Annotated in this window: 16 protein-coding genes; 4 read left to right on the forward strand and 12 right to left on the reverse strand. The window is 66.3% G+C overall.

The window, feature by feature from the left end; genetic code table 11:
• Positions 1-244: 244 nt before the first annotated feature.
• The 3 genes from ligD to QRO91_RS17890 all read right to left on the reverse strand — a co-directional run bounded on the left by ligD (position 245) and on the right by QRO91_RS17890 (position 4,195).
• Entirely contained in the window at positions 245-2,731 is a 2,487-nt protein-coding gene (gene ligD / locus QRO91_RS17880; protein WP_049429172.1) for a DNA ligase D, read from the reverse strand.
• 3 nt (positions 2,732-2,734) lie between these two features.
• Positions 2,735-3,655 carry a Ku protein gene (locus QRO91_RS17885; protein ID WP_049429173.1) on the reverse strand — a complete coding sequence of 307 codons (921 nt, stop codon included), beginning with the start codon at positions 3,653-3,655 and terminating at the stop codon, positions 2,735-2,737.
• A 141-nt stretch (positions 3,656-3,796) separates the two neighbouring features.
• Positions 3,797-4,195: a hypothetical protein gene (locus QRO91_RS17890; RefSeq protein WP_014035432.1), complete on the reverse strand. Its 399-nt coding sequence runs from the start codon at positions 4,193-4,195 to the stop codon at positions 3,797-3,799.
• A gap of 147 nt (positions 4,196-4,342) precedes the next feature.
• Here QRO91_RS17890 and QRO91_RS17895 point away from each other — a divergent pair, with 147 nt between their 5' ends.
• Positions 4,343-4,687 (forward strand): hypothetical protein, encoded by a 345-nt coding sequence (locus QRO91_RS17895; RefSeq protein WP_033833524.1) that lies wholly within the window; start codon positions 4,343-4,345, stop codon positions 4,685-4,687.
• Between the two features lie 79 nt (positions 4,688-4,766).
• Here QRO91_RS17895 and QRO91_RS17900 read toward each other — a convergent pair whose 3' ends face one another.
• A complete protein-coding gene (locus QRO91_RS17900) occupies positions 4,767-6,857 on the reverse strand; it encodes a TonB-dependent receptor domain-containing protein (RefSeq protein WP_285310491.1) in 2,091 nt (696 codons plus the stop codon).
• Between the two features lie 171 nt (positions 6,858-7,028).
• Between QRO91_RS17900 and QRO91_RS17905 the strand changes: the two genes are divergently transcribed.
• From QRO91_RS17905 to QRO91_RS17915, 3 genes are all read left to right on the forward strand, one after another.
• Entirely contained in the window at positions 7,029-8,231 is a 1,203-nt protein-coding gene (locus QRO91_RS17905) for an amino acid aminotransferase (protein WP_049429175.1), read from the forward strand.
• Between the two features lie 267 nt (positions 8,232-8,498).
• Positions 8,499-9,515, forward strand: coding sequence for a class 1 fructose-bisphosphatase (locus QRO91_RS17910; protein WP_014035428.1), 1,017 nt, complete (start codon positions 8,499-8,501; stop codon positions 9,513-9,515).
• Between the two features lie 108 nt (positions 9,516-9,623).
• Entirely contained in the window at positions 9,624-10,331 is a 708-nt protein-coding gene (locus QRO91_RS17915) for a 2OG-Fe(II) oxygenase (RefSeq protein ID WP_197650261.1), read from the forward strand.
• A 57-nt stretch (positions 10,332-10,388) separates the two neighbouring features.
• Here QRO91_RS17915 and QRO91_RS17920 read toward each other — a convergent pair whose 3' ends face one another.
• From QRO91_RS17920 to QRO91_RS17955, 8 genes are all read right to left on the reverse strand, one after another.
• Positions 10,389-11,480 (reverse strand): PA0069 family radical SAM protein, encoded by a 1,092-nt coding sequence (locus QRO91_RS17920; protein WP_024958794.1) that lies wholly within the window; start codon positions 11,478-11,480, stop codon positions 10,389-10,391.
• 148 nt (positions 11,481-11,628) lie between these two features.
• Positions 11,629-12,372: a pyridoxine 5'-phosphate synthase gene (locus tag QRO91_RS17925; protein ID WP_197650262.1), complete on the reverse strand. Its 744-nt coding sequence runs from the start codon at positions 12,370-12,372 to the stop codon at positions 11,629-11,631.
• A 9-nt stretch (positions 12,373-12,381) separates the two neighbouring features.
• Complete coding sequence (locus tag QRO91_RS17930; RefSeq protein ID WP_285310492.1) at positions 12,382-12,651, reverse strand: hypothetical protein; 270 nt, start codon at positions 12,649-12,651, stop codon at positions 12,382-12,384.
• A gap of 40 nt (positions 12,652-12,691) precedes the next feature.
• Complete coding sequence (cls, locus tag QRO91_RS17935; protein ID WP_049429179.1) at positions 12,692-14,152, reverse strand: cardiolipin synthase; 1,461 nt, start codon at positions 14,150-14,152, stop codon at positions 12,692-12,694.
• A 161-nt stretch (positions 14,153-14,313) separates the two neighbouring features.
• Positions 14,314-14,727 (reverse strand): biopolymer transporter ExbD, encoded by a 414-nt coding sequence (locus QRO91_RS17940; protein ID WP_005411740.1) that lies wholly within the window; start codon positions 14,725-14,727, stop codon positions 14,314-14,316.
• A gap of 3 nt (positions 14,728-14,730) precedes the next feature.
• On the reverse strand, positions 14,731-15,156 hold the full coding sequence (locus QRO91_RS17945; RefSeq protein ID WP_005411739.1) for a biopolymer transporter ExbD: 426 nt from the start codon (positions 15,154-15,156) through the stop codon (positions 14,731-14,733).
• Between the two features lie 62 nt (positions 15,157-15,218).
• Complete coding sequence (gene exbB, locus QRO91_RS17950; RefSeq protein ID WP_005411738.1) at positions 15,219-15,980, reverse strand: TonB-system energizer ExbB; 762 nt, start codon at positions 15,978-15,980, stop codon at positions 15,219-15,221.
• A gap of 94 nt (positions 15,981-16,074) precedes the next feature.
• The coding region (locus QRO91_RS17955) for an energy transducer TonB (RefSeq protein WP_285310493.1) at positions 16,075-16,501 on the reverse strand (427 nt) is incomplete at its 5' end.

The raw sequence follows: 16,501 nt of genomic DNA on the forward strand, positions 1-16,501 counted from the left end.
CCCCCCCCCCCCCCCCCCCCCCCCCCCCCCCCCCCCCCCCCCCCCCCCCCCCCCCCCCATTTTTTTAATTAACCGCCAACCACGTATTTAAAAAATTATTAATTGTTCGCAAGGTTATTTTTTTTTTAATATAGTGTTGGGGGGGGTGGGGTCGGGGAACGAAAGGAGCGCCCGATTGTTTAGCGCGGCCCCGTGGGGGGGGTTTAATCCAGTGGCACACGGCCCGCCGACCAGGGGCGCGCCTCTACAGGTCCATGCGCGGCAGCGTCTGCTTAAGCGTGTCGATACCCTGCCATGGGTCACCCCTCAAGCGCTTTGCGCGCGCCAGCGCCTTGGCCATCGGAAACGCGTCGGCCGCACTGACCCGTGCAAGCTCTTCCCAGCGCAGCGGCACTGCCACGCCGGCAGCATCGCGTGCACGCAGCGACCACGAGCACACGCTAGTGGCGCCTCGCGTGTTGCGCAGCCAGTCGATGAAGATCACCCCGCCGCGCTTGGCCTTGCTCATCGTCGCCACGTAGCGATCAGGCTGCTCCAGCGCCATTGCCTGCGCGAACGCCTCGCAGAACGCCTTGGCCTCGTCCCAGCCTGCCTTGGGCTGCAGCGGCACCACCACGTGCACGCCCTTGCCACCGGACAGGCGTACGAAGCTCTTCAGGCCCACCTGCTGCAGGCGGTCACGCACATCGCGCGCAGCGGCCTTCACCTGTGCCCAGTTCACCCCTTCGCCGGGGTCGAGATCGAACACCAGACGATCCGGATGTTCGGGATCGGCCACCGTCGCGCCCCAGGGATGCAGTTCCAGGGTGTTCATCTGCACCAGCTGCAGCAGGCCCCGTAAATCGTCGATGTAGACGTAATCCTCGCGGCCGCTCTTCTGCTGCAGGGGCACCGCGTGCACCGCATCGCCCAGGCCGGGGCCATGGTGCTTCTGGAAGAAGCAGGCCTTGCCCACGCCGTCCGGGCAGCGCAGCAGTGACAGCGGACGTCCAGCAATCTCGGGCAGGATCCAGCGTGCCATCTGCCGGTAGTAGTCCGCCACGTCTCCCTTGCTGAGCTTCTGCTTTGGAAACACTACCCGCTCCGGATGAGTGATCTGGACCTCGCCTCCGGTTTCGGCATGCGCGGTGCTCATTCCCAGGTCCTCCTTCTGCTTGTCGCTGCGCAGTCGCTTGAAACTGGCCTGGCGCAGCAGGCCTTCCTTGCCCCAGCCACGGAAGGCCACCTCGGCAACCGCCACCGGCTTCACCCAGCGTACGCTGGCAGCGCGGAACGGCACATGCGCCGGCAGCTGCAGTACGGGCGTCTTCACGGCCAACGGCTGCAGTGCCTTGAGCAGTGCGCGCAGGCTTTCGTCGTCGAAGCCGGTGCCAACGCGGCCCACATAGCGCAAGCCTCCCTTGTCCGGCGTCGCCAGCAGCAGCGAGCCGAACCCCACTCGGGAACCCTTGGGTGCCGTGTAGCCGACGATCAGGAACTCGTCGGTGTCTTCGTGCTTCACCTTCACCCAGCTGCGCGCGCGGGTATTCACGTACGGGGCATCCATCTGCTTGCTGACGATGCCTTCGAATCCGGCCTTGCCACTGGCGTCGAACACCTGCGGGCCGTGGTCGATCACGTGCTCGCTGAAGGCCAGGGTGCCAGGCGCGGGCCCAATGAGCGCTTTCAGGAGTGCTTTGCGCTCCAGCAACGGCGCACGACTGATGTCCGCGCCAGCCACGCCCGGAAGATCGAACACGATGTAGCGCAGCGGTTGCTTCGAACTGCCGTCGATCACCCGCTGCAACGCTGCGAAGTCACTGCGTCCTTCCTTGTCCAGCACCACCAGCTCGCCATCCAGGCGCGCATCGCGCACCGGCAGCGCCTTCACGGCCTGCACCACTTCGGGAAAATCATCGGTCCAATCCAGACCATTGCGGGAGCGCAGCTTGACCTCGCCATTGTGCAGATCAGCCAGCAGGCGATAGCCATCCCACTTGATCTCGTGAAGCCAGCGGTCGCCGTCCGGCGCACTGTTGCGATGATCGGTCAACTGCGGTTTGAAGGCGCGCGGGTAGGGTGCGTCACGTGCGCCGTGCAGTTTCAGCGCGCGTGCATGCCAACCTGCATCGGCCTTGCGGTTCGCCGTGCGCGCGGCAGGCGCGGCGCGCGCGGCCTCCCTCGCGGTGCGCTTCTTCACTGCCGATGAGCGTTTCGGTGCGGACACTCCCGGCAGATCGTCTGCTTCTGCATCGCGTGCTTCCTCGTCATCGCGCTTGATCAGCAGCCACTGCACCTGGCGCCCTTTCATCGCCGTGCGCACCAGCTTCCAGCCACCGGCCAGGCGTTGTCCATGCAGCACGAAGTCGATCTTGCCCGCCGCCAGTGCCTGCAGTGGATCGCCTTCACAGGCCCAGGTGCCGTGATCGAAGACATCCACGTGGCCCGCACCATAGTGGCCTTCAGGAATGTCTCCCTCGAAACCGGCGTAGGACAGCGGATGGTCTTCCACTTCCACGGCCAGCCGCTTTTCACCGACGCGCAGCGAAGGCCCCTTGGGCACCGCCCAGCTCTTCAGTACGCCGTCCATTTCCAGGCGGAAGTCGTAGTGACGCGAGCTGGCATGGTGCAGCTGGATGACAAAGGTCGGCCGCCCCTTCGGGTCACCGGGGGCACGCGTGTCGTCAGGTTCCGGCGTCTGCCCGGCGCCGCCGCCAAGCCGGCGTTTGCGCCGATACTGGTGCAACGACATGGCTCACCCCGCCTTGCGTCGAGGTGCGGTCTTCTTTGCAGCCTTCTTCGTTGTTTTCTTTGCGGCCTTCTTCGCTGGTGACGTGGCGGCTGCTTTGCGCGTTGCGGCCTTCTTCGCTGGCGTTCGCTTGTTCGCATCCAGGCTCTTCTGCAGCAGCGCCATGAAGTCGACCACATTGGTACTGGCGTCCTCGCGCGGTGCCGGCTCATCGTCCACCCGCGTGGTGCCGCCCTTGGACTTGATGCGCTTGTTCAACACCTGCTGCAGGCGCTCGCGGAACTCATCGTGGTAGTGCGACGGGTCCCACTCACCGGACATCGACTCGATCAACTGCTCGGCCATCGCCGTTTCCTTGCTGGTGATGCGGTAGTCGGACAGTTTGCCGGTGGGCAGCTTGTAATCCTCGGGATCCACCAGTTCCTGTGGATAGCGCAGGATCATCAACACCAGTGCGTCCTCATGCGGCATGACCGCGCACAGGTATTCGCGCGTGCGCACCACCACCCGCGCGATGCCCACCTTGCCGGTGCTGCGCAGGGTTTCGCGCAGCAGCACATAGCCCTTTTCGGCCTTCTTGCCGGGCACCAGCAAATACGGTTTCTCGTAATAGCGCGGGTCGATCTGGGCCGCATCCACGAACGATTCCACCTCCACCGCCTCGTGGCTTTCCGGCGCGGCCGAGCGGATATCACCTTCCTCCAGCACGACATAACTGCCCTTGTCGTACTCATAGGCTTTGACGATGTCCTTCCAGGGCACTTCCTCGCCGGTGTCGGCGTTGACCCGTTCGAAACGGATCGGCTTGCGATCGCGGGAGTCGAGCATGCGGAACTGCAGATCGACTTTGCGCTCGCCGGACATCAACGACACTGGCACGTTGAGCAGGCCAAACGACAGCGTGCCGGTCCAGATCGGGCGGGCCATGGTGACACCTGTTACGGGGCAGGGGATGCCCAGCTTCTGCCCAGCGATGTAAACCACCCGTGTCCGTGCCGTGCACGTCAGGTGGCGCGGCCACTTGGCTGTAGAGCCGAGCCCAGGCTCGGCTGCTTCAAGTGCCCGCCACTACTGCAGCAGCGGCCTCACCGCCGCTGCCGGAATATGGTCCAGCGCGCGCCAGGCGTCTTCCACCACCGGCCGCGCCTGCGACCAGCCCAATCGTGACTGTCCGCGCATCTGTTCCCAGTGCTCGGCCAGTTCCTCGCAGGTATCTGCGGCATCACCGCGTGGCCAATCGGCAGCATGCGTGGTCAACGCGAAGGCATACACCGGGCACAGGTCACGCCAGTTGCGGTGGCTCTGCCCGCGGCGTTCCTCATAGTCGCTGAGCATGTACTGCAGGTAGTCCTGCGCCACCGCCTGGGGGTCTTCGTGGCGACGCGTACGGCGCTGCGCGGTGCGCTGGCCGAGCGGATCGAGCAGGGCGTTGAACACGGACGGTGCGGGTCGTTCAAGACGGGGCATGGCCGGCTCCTGCAGCGGGGCGGGTGGGCAGAAATACGCGCGGTGCCGTTACCGGGGGGTGAGCGAGATGTTCATGACGCCAGGTTCGCGGCGGCTTTACCTTGCTGGCGGTGTAGTGGGGCCCCCCCGAGCGCAGGTAGCCAGACCATGAGCCGAGAGACCTCCCGAGACCCGCTGCGGGAAAACCACCCGCCCATTCCCGGCGAACAGCGCGGCAAGCGCGATGCCGACAACGCCGACTACCGAGGCACCGGTGCGCCGTTCTTCGATGCTGCGCAGGGCGACGAACACCTGCCGGTGAAGCACGAGGCTGAACAGGCGGCCCAGGACCGCAAGGATGGCGGCGACCGCCATCGCGGTGGCCAGGAGAGCCCGCTCAAGCGCCGCGAGCGCAAGCAGCGCGCCAGCGACAACCAGGACGAGGCGCTGGAGGAAACCTTCCCGGCCAGCGATCCAACCTCGCCGTTCGTGCCGGCCAAGGCCCCCGATTGACGGGTACTGCCGGCCGCTGGCCGGCAACCCCTTGACGCCCTGCGCGGCGCGATGCCCGCCAGCGGCCAACACTCCCTCTTCAGCGCCACGACCATTGCAGGCCGGCGTTGGCTCGCCGCCCCGGCCCCGGCTCGTAGTAGCGGCCATTGCCATCGTTGACGATTACCGAGCCGATGTAGGCCTGGTCCAGCACGTTCTCCAGCCGCGCGAAGGCGCGCAGTTCCCCGCCAGGCAGCGCCCAGCGGCGCCCACCTTCCAGGTGCAGCAGGGCGAAGCCCGGCGCGCGCTCGCTGGCCACGTCGTTGACCACGGTATCGCTGCTGGCGGTGGCCTCCAGCGCCCACTGCCAGTCGGCTGGCGTCCATTGCAGCCGGGCAAAGGCCTGCTGGCGGGGCACGCCCGGCAGGCGGCTGCCCGCAGCCACCGTGTTGTTCGCGGTCAGATAGGGCGAGCGCACCTGCGCCTGCAGCCAGGTCCACGCCAGCTGCAGTTCCAGCTGCTCGGCCAGCGGCTGCCGGTACTGCAGTTCCACACCCTGGCGGCGGGTGCGGCCGATGTTGCGATAGGTGCTGCGACCGCCGATGTTGCTGGCAACGGCCAGCTCGTCGTCGGTATCTGCACGGAACACACTGATATCAAGCGGGGTTCCGTCCTGCGCATGCCATTTGCTGCCGACCTCCACGCTGCGGCTGCGAGCAGCGGCCAGATCCAGTGCCAGCCCGGCTTGGCCGTCGGCGCGATAGCCCAGCTCGTTGAAGGTGGGGGTTTCGAAACCACGTCCCGCCGCCGCGTGCAGCCGCCACTGCGGGGTGGCCTCGAAGGTGATCCCGGCCACCGGGGTGGTGGCCTGATAGCGCCGGCGGCCACTGTCATCCGGGTTGCGGCCGATGATGTAGCGGTCGTCCGATTCGAAGCGCACGGTGCTGTGACGCACGCCGGCCAGCAATGACCAGCGCGGGCTCCACTGCCACCAGGCCTGGGCGAACTGGTCCACGTTCTGCACGACGTCGATCTGGTCACGGCGCAGGCGCCCGCGCACGCCCAGGATGTTGCCAACGAAGTTCTCGTATCCGGTGCGGTGCTGGCGCTGGCGGTCGGCGCTGAGCCCGGCCACCAGGTCCAGCGGTCGCCCTGCCAGATCGCCGTGCCAGCCCCAGCGCGCGTCCAGCCCACCGTAGCCCCCCTCCAGATCGATCACCCCACCGGCATGCAGGGGGTTGGCCTGGGCGGTCGGCGGGATCGGCAGGTACTGGCGTACCGCGCGCTGGCCGGCATAGCCCATCAGCTGCCAGCGCTGCGCTCCGGATTCACGCGTCCAGCGCAGACCCGCCTGCTGCTGGCGCACCGATTTGCGGGTGTTGTACTGGTGCGCCACTGCCGTGGCCTGGCGTGGGTCGGCTGCCACCTGCGCACGGGTCAAGCCCAGCGGGTCCTGCGCATCCGGTGCATCAAGCGCATTGAGCAGCAGTTCCAGCCGTCCGCCGCCCAGCTCACCGCCGATGCGCGCGTTGAGCGATTCGCGGCGCGCACGGCTGTGATCGCGCCAGCCATCGGTACGGAAGTGGTTGGCGGCGATGTTGTAGTCCAGCCCGCGACCCGCCCCCTTCAGCTGCGCGCCGACGCTGAGCGTGCGGTCGGCGCCAGCGTTCACGCGTAGCCGCCACGGGTCGCCGGCCTGGCCCTGCGCGCTCCAGACCTGAAGCACGCCGCCGGAGGAATTGCCGTACAGCGCCGAGAACGGCCCGCGCAGCACCTCGATGCGTTCGGCGCCCAACAGGCTGGCATGCGACAGCTGGCCCTGGCCATCGGGCATGGTCGCGGGCACCCCGTCGATCAATACCCGCACCCCGCGCACCCCGAAGGTGGAGCGCGCGCCGAAGCCACGGATCGACAGCTGCGTGTCCTGGGCGAAGTTCTGCCGGTCGCGTGCCAGCAGCCCTGGTACCCCGGCCAGCGCCTCGGACAGCTGCGCGCCGGTGCCCGCGCGGCTGGCATCGATCCAGACCGTGTCCAGGCTCGCGGGCAAGGCGAACGGGTCGATGCCGGGCACGCGTGCGGCCTGCACCTGCACGGCGGGCAGGGCGGAGGGCGCGGGCTCGGCCAGCGCCGCCCAGGGCGACAGCAGCAGGGCAGACAGCGGCAGGCAATGGCGTCGTGCAGCAGGATTCATGATTCAGGTTGATGGATCGGGCGGCAACGCACGCCATGGTACGGGGCTGCGGATGACGATGGCGGCGGCCAGCCCCGGCAGGCTTTGTTACGATGGGCTGTTTCCGGCTGAAAAGCCGCGGACCGCGTAGCGCACTTCCTCCCCCTTTCCGTCTACCGAACGAGTACCGCCGTGTCCTTCTTTGCAAACGTGGAACTGGTCCCAGGCGACCCGATCCTGGGCCTGACCGAGGCGTACAACGCCGACAGCCGCCCGACCAAGGTCAACCTGGGTGTGGGCATCTACTACGACGAGAGCGGCCGCATTCCGCTGCTGCGCGCCGTCAAGCAGATCGAGCAGCAGCTCGCCGCCGAAGCCAAACCGCGCGGCTACCTGCCGATCGATGGCCTGCCGGCGTACACGCAGGCGACGCGTGAGCTGGTGTTCGGCAAGGATTCGCCGCTGCTGGCCGCCGGCCGCGTCACCACCGCACAGACCGTCGGTGGCAGCGGTGCGCTGCGCGTCGGCGCCGACGTGCTGAAGAAACTGCTGCCGCACGCCACCGTGGCGCTGAGCAACCCGAGCTGGGAAAACCACCGTGCGGTGTTCAGCGCCGCCGGTTTCGACGTGGTGGAGTACACCTATTTCGACCCGACCACCCATGGCGTCAACTTCGACGCCCTGCTGGCCGACCTGGGCAAGCTGGACGCCGGCACCGTGGTGCTGCTGCACGCCTGCTGCCACAACCCCACCGGCGCCGACCTCACGGTCACCCAGTGGAAGCAGGTCGCGCAGCTGCTGAAGGACAAGCAGCTGTTCCCCTTCATCGACATGGCCTACCAGGGCTTCGACAAGGGCATCGAGCAGGACGGCGCCGCCGTGCGCATCATCGCCGAAGCCGGCATCGACAGCTTCATCGTCGCCAACTCGTACTCCAAGTCGTTCTCGCTGTACGGCGAGCGCGTGGGTGCGCTGTCGATGGTGGCGCCGACCGCCGCGGACGCCAAGGCCGTGCAGTCGCAGGTCAAGCGCGTGATCCGCACCATCTACTCCAGCCCGTCCACCCACGGTGCTGCGCTGGTGGCCGGCGTGCTGACCAACCCGGAACTGCGCGCGATGTGGGAGCAGGAACTGACCGAGATGCGCGAGCGCATCCACGCCCTGCGCCAGGGCCTGGTCGAGAAGCTGGCTGCCGCTGGCGCGCCGCAGTTCGGTTTCATCAACGAGCAGGCCGGCATGTTCTCCTACTCCGGCCTGAGCCGCGAGCAGGTCGAGCGCCTGCGCGACGAGTTCGGCATCTACGCCGTCGGCACCGGCCGCATCTGCGTGGCCGCGCTGAACCAGAACAACCTGGAGTACGTCGCCAAGGCCGTGGCCACCGTCGCCAAGGGCTGAAGCAAGGTTGCACGGGTTTGAGAACAAAGGCGCCGAAAGGCGCCTTTGTTTTTTGCGCGCTGGTCTCTGTAGAGCCGAGCCTACGCTCGGTTTGTGCGGCATGAAGGACGAAGCGCAGCCGAGCGCGGGCTCGGCTCTACAGAAGCAGGGCGCCCCGCTTCCGCGAGCGCAACGCATCTGGAAACGATTACGCCTTCCCGCGCTCACGCACGCGCTTGCCGGACCGGCGACAATAGGCGTTTTCCTGCTGCCGAGACCTGCCCGCTCATGTCCCGTACTTCGTTGACCCGCTTCCTGATCCAGGAACAGCACGCCGGCCGCATCAATGCCGACCTGCGCCAGCTGATCGCGGTCGTCGCCCGCGCCTGCACCAGCATCTCCATCGCCGTCAGCAAGGGCGCCCTCGGTGGCGTGCTGGGCGACGCCGGTACCGGCAACGTGCAGGGCGAAGCGCAGAAGAAGCTGGATGTGATCAGCAACGAGATCCTGCTTGAAGCCAACGCCTGGGGTGGCCACCTCGCCGCGTGCGCCTCCGAAGAAATGGACCACAGCCAGCCGGTGCCGGACATCTACCCGCGCGGCGATTTCCTGCTGCTGTTCGATCCTCTCGATGGCAGCTCCAACATCGACGTCAACGTCTCCGTCGGCACCATCTTCTCCGTGCTGCGTTGCCCGACCAACGTCGAGCTGCCGGGCGATGACGCCTTCCTGCAGCCGGGCAGCAAACAGATCGCCGCCGGCTACTGCATCTACGGGCCCAGCACCCAGCTGGTGCTGACCGTCGGCCACGGCACGCACGCCTTCACCCTGGACCGCGAGAAGGGCGAGTTCGTGCTGACCACCGAGAACATGCAGATTCCGGCGGCCACCCAGGAATTCGCCATCAACATGTCCAACCAGCGTCACTGGGAAGCGCCGATGCAGGCCTATGTGGGCGATCTGCTGGCCGGCAAGGAAGGCGCGCGCGGCAAGAACTTCAACATGCGCTGGATCGCCAGCATGGTGGCCGACGTGCATCGCATCCTGACCCGCGGCGGTATCTTCATCTACCCGTGGGACAAGAAGGACCCGTCCAAGGCCGGCAAGCTGCGCCTGATGTACGAAGCCAACCCGATGGGCCTGCTGGTCGAACAGGCCGGCGGCGCCGCCTGGACCGGCCGCGAGCGCATCCTCGACATCCAGCCCGACCAGCTGCACCAGCGCGTGCCGGTGTTCCTCGGTTCGCGCGAGGAAGTGGCCGAAGCCGTGCGCTACCACCACGCGCACGACGACGCGCAGGGCTGATGGGCGGTTGCCGGACGACGGTCATGGCAGATCGATGACATGACCGTGGGGTGACACCGAGGGCGGCAAACGGCACCATCAAGCCGTTGCCGCCTAAGGAATGCACGCATGCACGAGCAGGGCCCGGTCGATTTCATCGAGGTCATCCACAACGCGGTCCCCAGCGAGGTCTGCGCAGCGATCGTCGAGCGCATGCGGGCGGCGCGTGGCCTGCAGCCCGGTGCCGTGGGCAGTGGCGTGTTCCCGGAACTCAAGCACAGCAAGGATCTGCGCATCAGCGGCCTTGATGGCTGGCAGGATGTGGACCATCAGCTGCAGCACGCGGTGTTCAACGGCCTGCTGACTTATCTACGCCGTTATCCACAGGCATTGATCGCCCCGCTGATGTTGCAGATCCAGGACAGCAACGGCCAACCGCGACGCCTGTCTGCCGAGGACTTCCCTGACATGCCGCAGCAGCAACTGGCCGATCTTGCCCGCACCTGCCTGCGCCCGGGTGCGATCAACCTGCAGTGGTATGCGGCAGGCGAAGGCGGTTACCCGTACTGGCACTGCGAGCTGTACCCGAAGGATGCGCAGGCCGAGACCCTGCACCGGCACGTGCTGTGGACGCTGTACCTCAACGACGACTTTGACGAAGGCGAGACCGAGTTCCTGTTCCAGGGGCGGAAGATCGTGCCGCGCACCGGCAGTCTGTTGATTGCCCCGACCGCGTTCACCCACACCCATCGGGGCAACCGACCGCAGGGCGGCGACAAGTTCATCGCCACCAGCTGGATCCTGTTCCAGAGTGCGCAGAAGTTGTTCGGGGGTTGATCTCGAGCCTGCTCGACAGCCTCGAATGCAGCGTCGAGCCATGCTCGACTGATGGACTCAGAACAGACTTCCCTGCGGCGAATCCTTCTTCGGCGGCAACGGCTTCTGGAACCGGCTGCAATCCAGCTTCGGCCAATGGCTGTTCTGCGCATTGAAGCCGAGACGCTTTCGCGCCAGCTTGAAGCGGTTGTTCAACAGATCGGCATACACGCCCTGGCCGCGCATGCGCGTGCCGAACTGGCTGTCGTAGTCTTTGCCGCCGCGCAGCTGCTGAATGGTGCTCATCACGTGCGCGGCGCGATCGGGATGATGGGTATCGAGCCAGTCGCGGAACAACGGCGCCACTTCCAGCGGCAGGCGCAGCAGCACGTAACCGGCTGTGCTGGCGCCGGCATCATGTGCGGCCTCCAGCACGGCTTCCAGTTCGCTGTCGTTGATCCACGGGATTACCGGCGCCACCATCACTCCCACCGGAATGCCCGCTTCATGCAGGCGCTTCATCGCGCGCAGCCGTGCATGCGGCGCTGATGCACGCGGTTCCAGCTTTGCGGAAAGATGAGGGTCCAGCGAGGTCACCGAGAAGTGCACGCTGACCAGGTTTTCCGCCGCCAGCGGTGCGAGCAGATCGATGTCGCGCTCGACCAGCGCGTTCTTGGTAATCAACGAAAATGGATGCTTGGTTTCCAGCATCACTTCGATCAGCTGCCGGGTCAGCTTGAACTTGCGCTCGATCGGCTGGTACGCGTCGGTGTTGATGCCCAGCGCGATCGGCTGTGGCACATAGCCCGGCTTCGACAACTCCTTGCGCAGCAGCTGCGGCGCATTGGTCTTGGCAAACAGCTTGGTCTCGAAATCCAGGCCCGGCGACAGGTTCAGATAGGCGTGCGAGGGACGCGCGAAGCAGTACGAGCAGCCATGCTCGCAACCGCGGTACGGATTCACCGATTGGCTGAAGCCAACGTCCGGCGAAGTGTTGCGGCTGATGATGCTGCGTGCGGTCTCGGCGCGTACTTCGGTGCGCAGGCGCGGCGCGAGGAACTCCTCGCTCTCGTCAACCGCCCAGCCGTCGTCCACCGCCTCGCTGACGGTGCTTTCAAAGCGTCCGGCAAGGTGGGACGTGGAACCTCGGCCCTTGATCGCGATACCCATGCCCGCAGGGTACGCCGCGCCTGTCTCAGCGGCTGCGACGGCCGCCTGAAGGGTTCAGGGCAAGTCTGAGCCGAGCGTGGGCTCGGCTCTACAGTGGGATACGGCTACCTTTTGTAGAGCCGAGCCCATGCTCGGCTGCATCCATCGGTTACAGCAGTGCCAGGTAGCCCCGCACCGTGGCATCCAGCCCGTCATACAGCGCCTCGCCGATCAGCGCATGACCGATCGACACCTCCAGCACGTCCGGCACGTGGGCCAGGAAATCGCGCAGGTTGTCCTGCGACAGGTCGTGGCCGGCGTTGACGCCCAGTCCCACCGCCTGTGCGCGGCGTGCGGCGGTGGCGAACAACGCCAGCATTGCCTCGGCATCGCCGGCGGCGTGCGCTTCGGCGTAGGGGCCGGTGTACAGCTCGATGCGATCTGCACCGACTTCGGCCGCCCGCTCCAGCAGCGGATTACCGGCGTCGACGAACAGGCTGACCCGGCAACCCATCGCCTTCAGTTCGGCCACCAGTGGTCGCAGCCGCTCGCCGTCACGCTCGAAGTCGAAACCGTGATCGGACGTGATCTGCCCATCGCCATCCGGCACCAGCGTGGCCTGCGCCGGGCGGGTCTGTTCGCACAACGGCAGCAGCCCGGGGTAGCCCTCGCGCGGCGGCGCGAATGGGTTGCCTTCGATGTTGAATTCGACGCCCCGCGCGCGGGTGAGCGTCGACAGCGCCAGCACGTCCTCGGCGGTGATATGGCGGCGGTCCGGCCGCGGGTGCACGGTGATGCCATGCGCACCGGCATCCAGGCAGGCCTGGGCGGCACGCACCACGTCCGGTTCGGCGCCGCCGCGCGAATTACGCAGGACGGCGATCTTGTTGACGTTGACGCTGAGCTGGGTCATGGAACGGAACTACTTGGAAAGAGGGGACGGATCGTGGTCGTTGGCGTCGTCATTGCGGCGGGCCTGGGCCTGCTCGCGCAGGCGGCGCAGTTCCTCGGCATCGACAAGCGTGGCAGGGTCCCGCTGAAGGTTGCCGAAGCGGGCCACATAGCGGCCGCGCACCCAGGCCAGCAGGAAGGCCAGGGCGGCCAGCAGGCACAGGGTCATCAATGCGGCGCTGGGGGTCTTCAGCGCGAAGGCGAAACAGCCCAGCGCCAGCAGCAGGTACAACCAGTACATAGTCGGGCTCCCCGGATGATCGCCGCAGTGTAGCGCTGCGTCAGAGCAGCGGCGAGGCCAGCCGGGCGAAGGCCTCGGGCAGGCGGTGCAGCCACAGCGAGCGGCCGGCCTGGTCGTGCACGCGGGTGGCGCGGTCGAACTCTCCCTGCAGCAGCCCGGCCAGGGCGGCGACGCGGTCACGGTCGCTGATCATCATCGACAGCTCGAAGTTCAGCCGGAAGCTGCGGTGGTCGAAGTTGGCACTGCCGACGATGCAGACGTCGTCATCGGCGATGAAGGCCTTGGTATGCAGCATGCGCGGGCCGTACTCGTAGATCTTTACCCCGGCATGCAGCAGTTCGTCGAAGTAGGAGCGCGCGGCCTGGGTGACGAACCAGGAATCGCTCATCTTCGGCACCAGCAGGCGCACGTCCAGGCCGCCCAGCGCGGCCGAGGTCAGCGCCATCCGCGCGGCTTCGCCGGGCACGAAGTAGGGCGTCACCAGCCAGACCCGTTCGTGCGCCTCCTGGATCGCCGCCACGTGCAGCCGATGGATGGTTTCCCAGCCGGAGTCTGGCCCTGAGACCAGCACCTGGGCGTTGATGGCACCATCGCCGCGCAGCGGCATGTCGGCCGGCCAAAGACGGGCAATGTCCATGCGCGAGGGATCCTGGCCACTGGCATAGAGCCAGTCTTCGGCGAACACCAGCTGCAGGCTGCGCACCACATGGCCGCGGATGCGCATGTGCAGGTCGCGGTAGGCGTCGGGCCGGCGGCTTTCGTCCTCTTCGTCAGTGATGTTGATGCCACCGGTGAAGGCCAGGCGACCGTCGATGATCACCAGCTTGCGGTGGGTACGCAGGTTCAGCCACGGGCGCTTGAAGGGCTTCAGCAGTTGCCGCGGATGGAACCAGATGGCCTCGCCGCCTGCGTCCAGCAATGGTTGCAGGAAGCGGCGGGGGAGGGCGGAGGATCCCACGGCATCCAGCAGCAGGCGCACCTGCACGCCGGCGCGGGCGCGTTCGACCAGGGCATCGCGCAGCGCGGTGCCGGCGTGGTCCGGATTGAAGATGTAGTACTCCAGGTGCACGTGATCGCGAGCCTGCGTCACCGCTTCCAACAGAGCGGCGTACGTAGCGGCACCGTCCACAAGCCAGGTCACTTCGGTGGCGCTGCTCGGCGCCAGGCCGGTGGTGGCCTGGGCGATCTTGGCCAGCTCGGTGCAGTCGGCATCGGGCGGGCAGACGTCGCTGTAGTGCTCCATGCCCGAACGGGCACGGCCACGGCGCAGCCGCTGACGCTTCACCTTCTGCGGGCCCAGCAGGTAATAGATGAACAAGCCGAGGTAGGGCAGCAGCGCCAGCGACAGGATCCAGCTCAGCGTGGCCACCGGCTCACGCTTCTGCAGCATGATCCAGCCGGTCAGCGCGAGCAGGTACAGCAGATAGGCTACCGCCAGGATCGTGCCGAGGTGGGCGATGCCGTCGAGCCAGTGGCGCAGGGAGTCGAAGAGGGCGAGCATCCGCCGATCATAGCGGGCGCGTGCTCCCTGATGGGGTCAGATCCCTTTTCCTGAGGAAAAGGGATCTGACCCCATGGCGGCGTGATGAGCGCAAAAAAAAACGCCCCTGTTTCCAGGGGCGTCTGCAGTCGCGTCATGACTGTTGTGTTGCGGTGTAGCGATTACTGCTGCACAAAACCGATCTTCTTCATCTGAGCATTCTTCGCGGCGGCCAGAACCTTGGCCATCACGTCGTACTCGGAATCCGGGCTGGCGTCGATGCGCAGTTCCGGCTGGTTGGTCGGGTCACGCTGGACCTCCTGCTCCATCCGCTGCTGCAGCTCGCTGGTATTGATCGGGCTGTTGTTCCACGAGACCTGGTTGCTGGCGTCGATCTTCAGTTCGATCGGCGGCGGCGGTTCAACCAGCTGCGGCGGTGGGTTGAGCACGCGCTGCGGCAGGTCGACGGCGATCGGGTACGTCATGATCGGCGCGGTCACGATGAAGATGATCAGCAGAACCAGCATCACGTCCACGAGGGGCGTGACGTTGATGTCTGCCATGGGGCCCTTGCCACCACCACTACTGAATGCCATGGCTTATTGCCCCTTTTCTTTGGTCGCGACGAAGCCGACGTCCAGCATGCCCTGCTCCTGCGCGACCTTGGTCAGGTCGTTGATGACGCGCATCTTGGTGGTGCGGTCACCACGCAGGTTCAGCGGCGGCTGCGGGGTCTGCTGGGCGGCGGTCGCCAAGCGGGACTCGAGAGTCTGCTTGTTGATTTCTTCGTCGTTCCAGTAGATCGAGCCGTCTTCCTTGACTGCCAGGGTGATCGGTCCGGAACGCTTTTCAGCGTCTTCCGGCTTCTGGATCAGGTTGGCTTCCGGCAGATCCACCTTGACCTTGTGGGACATCAGGGGCGCCGTGATGATGAAGATGATCAGCAGCACCAGCATCACGTCCACGAGGGGCGTAACGTTGATGTCGGCCATGGGGCCGCCGCTGTTACCACTACTGAAAGCCATAACGGGCTCCGTCTAGATCTTGGTGACTACTTACGTTCGTCGCTGGGTGACGCGCGCCGCAATTAGCGGACGCGCGAGCCGGTGGCGAAGAAGTCGTGCAGGTCGTGCGCGAAGGTATCGAACTTGCTGATGGTCGCGCTGTTGATCTTGCTGAAGAAGTTGAAGGCGAACACGGCCGGGATTGCGACGAACAGACCGATCGCGGTCATGATCAGCGCTTCACCCACCGGGCCGGCAACGGCGTCGATCGAAGCGGAGCCGGTGGCACCGATCTTGATCAGCGCGCCGTAGATGCCCCACACGGTACCCAGCAGACCGACGAACGGAGCGGTCGCGCCGACGGTGGCCAGCAGGGTCATGCCCGACTGCAGCTTGTTGCTTTCGCGGGTCACGGCCTGACGCAGGGCGCGGTCGACGAACTCCGAACGGCTCAGGTTCTCACCCACGCCGCCGGTGGCGCCGCCTTCAGCGCGCTGGTGGTGCGCAGCAGCCTGGGCAGCGTCCAGGGCGATCTTCGAGAACGGCTCCGAAGCCGGCTGCTCTTCCATCGCACGGATGGCGTCCTGTGCGTTCGGGGTGTCCCAGAACAGGCTGACGACGCGATCAGCGGCGCTCTTCAGGCGGGTCGCACGGAAGATGTTGATGACGGTCCAGTACCAGGACATGGCCGACATGGCGATCAGGGTCAGCAGCACGACCCAGGAAACCGCGAAATCACCCGGCTTGGTGGTCATTTCGTGGATCAGGTGCTCGAAGCCCATCTGCGACAGGGCGTTGGACGGATTGCCCCCGGCAGCAGCGGCGATGAAAATTTCCTGCAGCATGACGCTTACCTTTGTTGTGTGTGGTGATAAAGGGTGTAGCTAAGCTAAACAATCGAACCGGGAGCGGGGGTGGCCAGGCGGCCACCCGGGCGCATCAGTTCAGCGCAAAGTTGACCGGGACGCGAACGCGACCTGCCGCCTTCTTACCGCCAGATTCAGCGGCGTTGAAGCGCCACTTGCGAGCCGCTTCCATCGCGGCACGGTCCAGGTCGCGGTTACGGCTGGACTTTTCCACCGTGACATTGGTGACGTTGCCGCTGGCATCGACATCAATGATCAGGATCACTTCGCCCTGGATACCAGCGCGGAAGGCTGCCGGCGGGTAGCGCGGCGGATTCATGGCCTTCGACGAGATGTCCACGCTGGCCTCGATCGAGGTCGCAGGTGCCGGCGGCGCGGGGGGCGACGGCGGGGTGACGATATCGCTCGGGCGCGGCTCCGGCACGTCCACGACCGGCGCCTGCGGCGGCGGCGGGACCGGCGACGGCTTCGGCGGCGACAGATTCTTCACCGGCGGCGGC

It is taken from the genome of Stenotrophomonas maltophilia group sp. Smal32, assembly GCF_030237085.1.
In the GTDB taxonomy this organism is placed as follows: domain Bacteria; phylum Pseudomonadota; class Gammaproteobacteria; order Xanthomonadales; family Xanthomonadaceae; genus Stenotrophomonas; species Stenotrophomonas maltophilia_Q.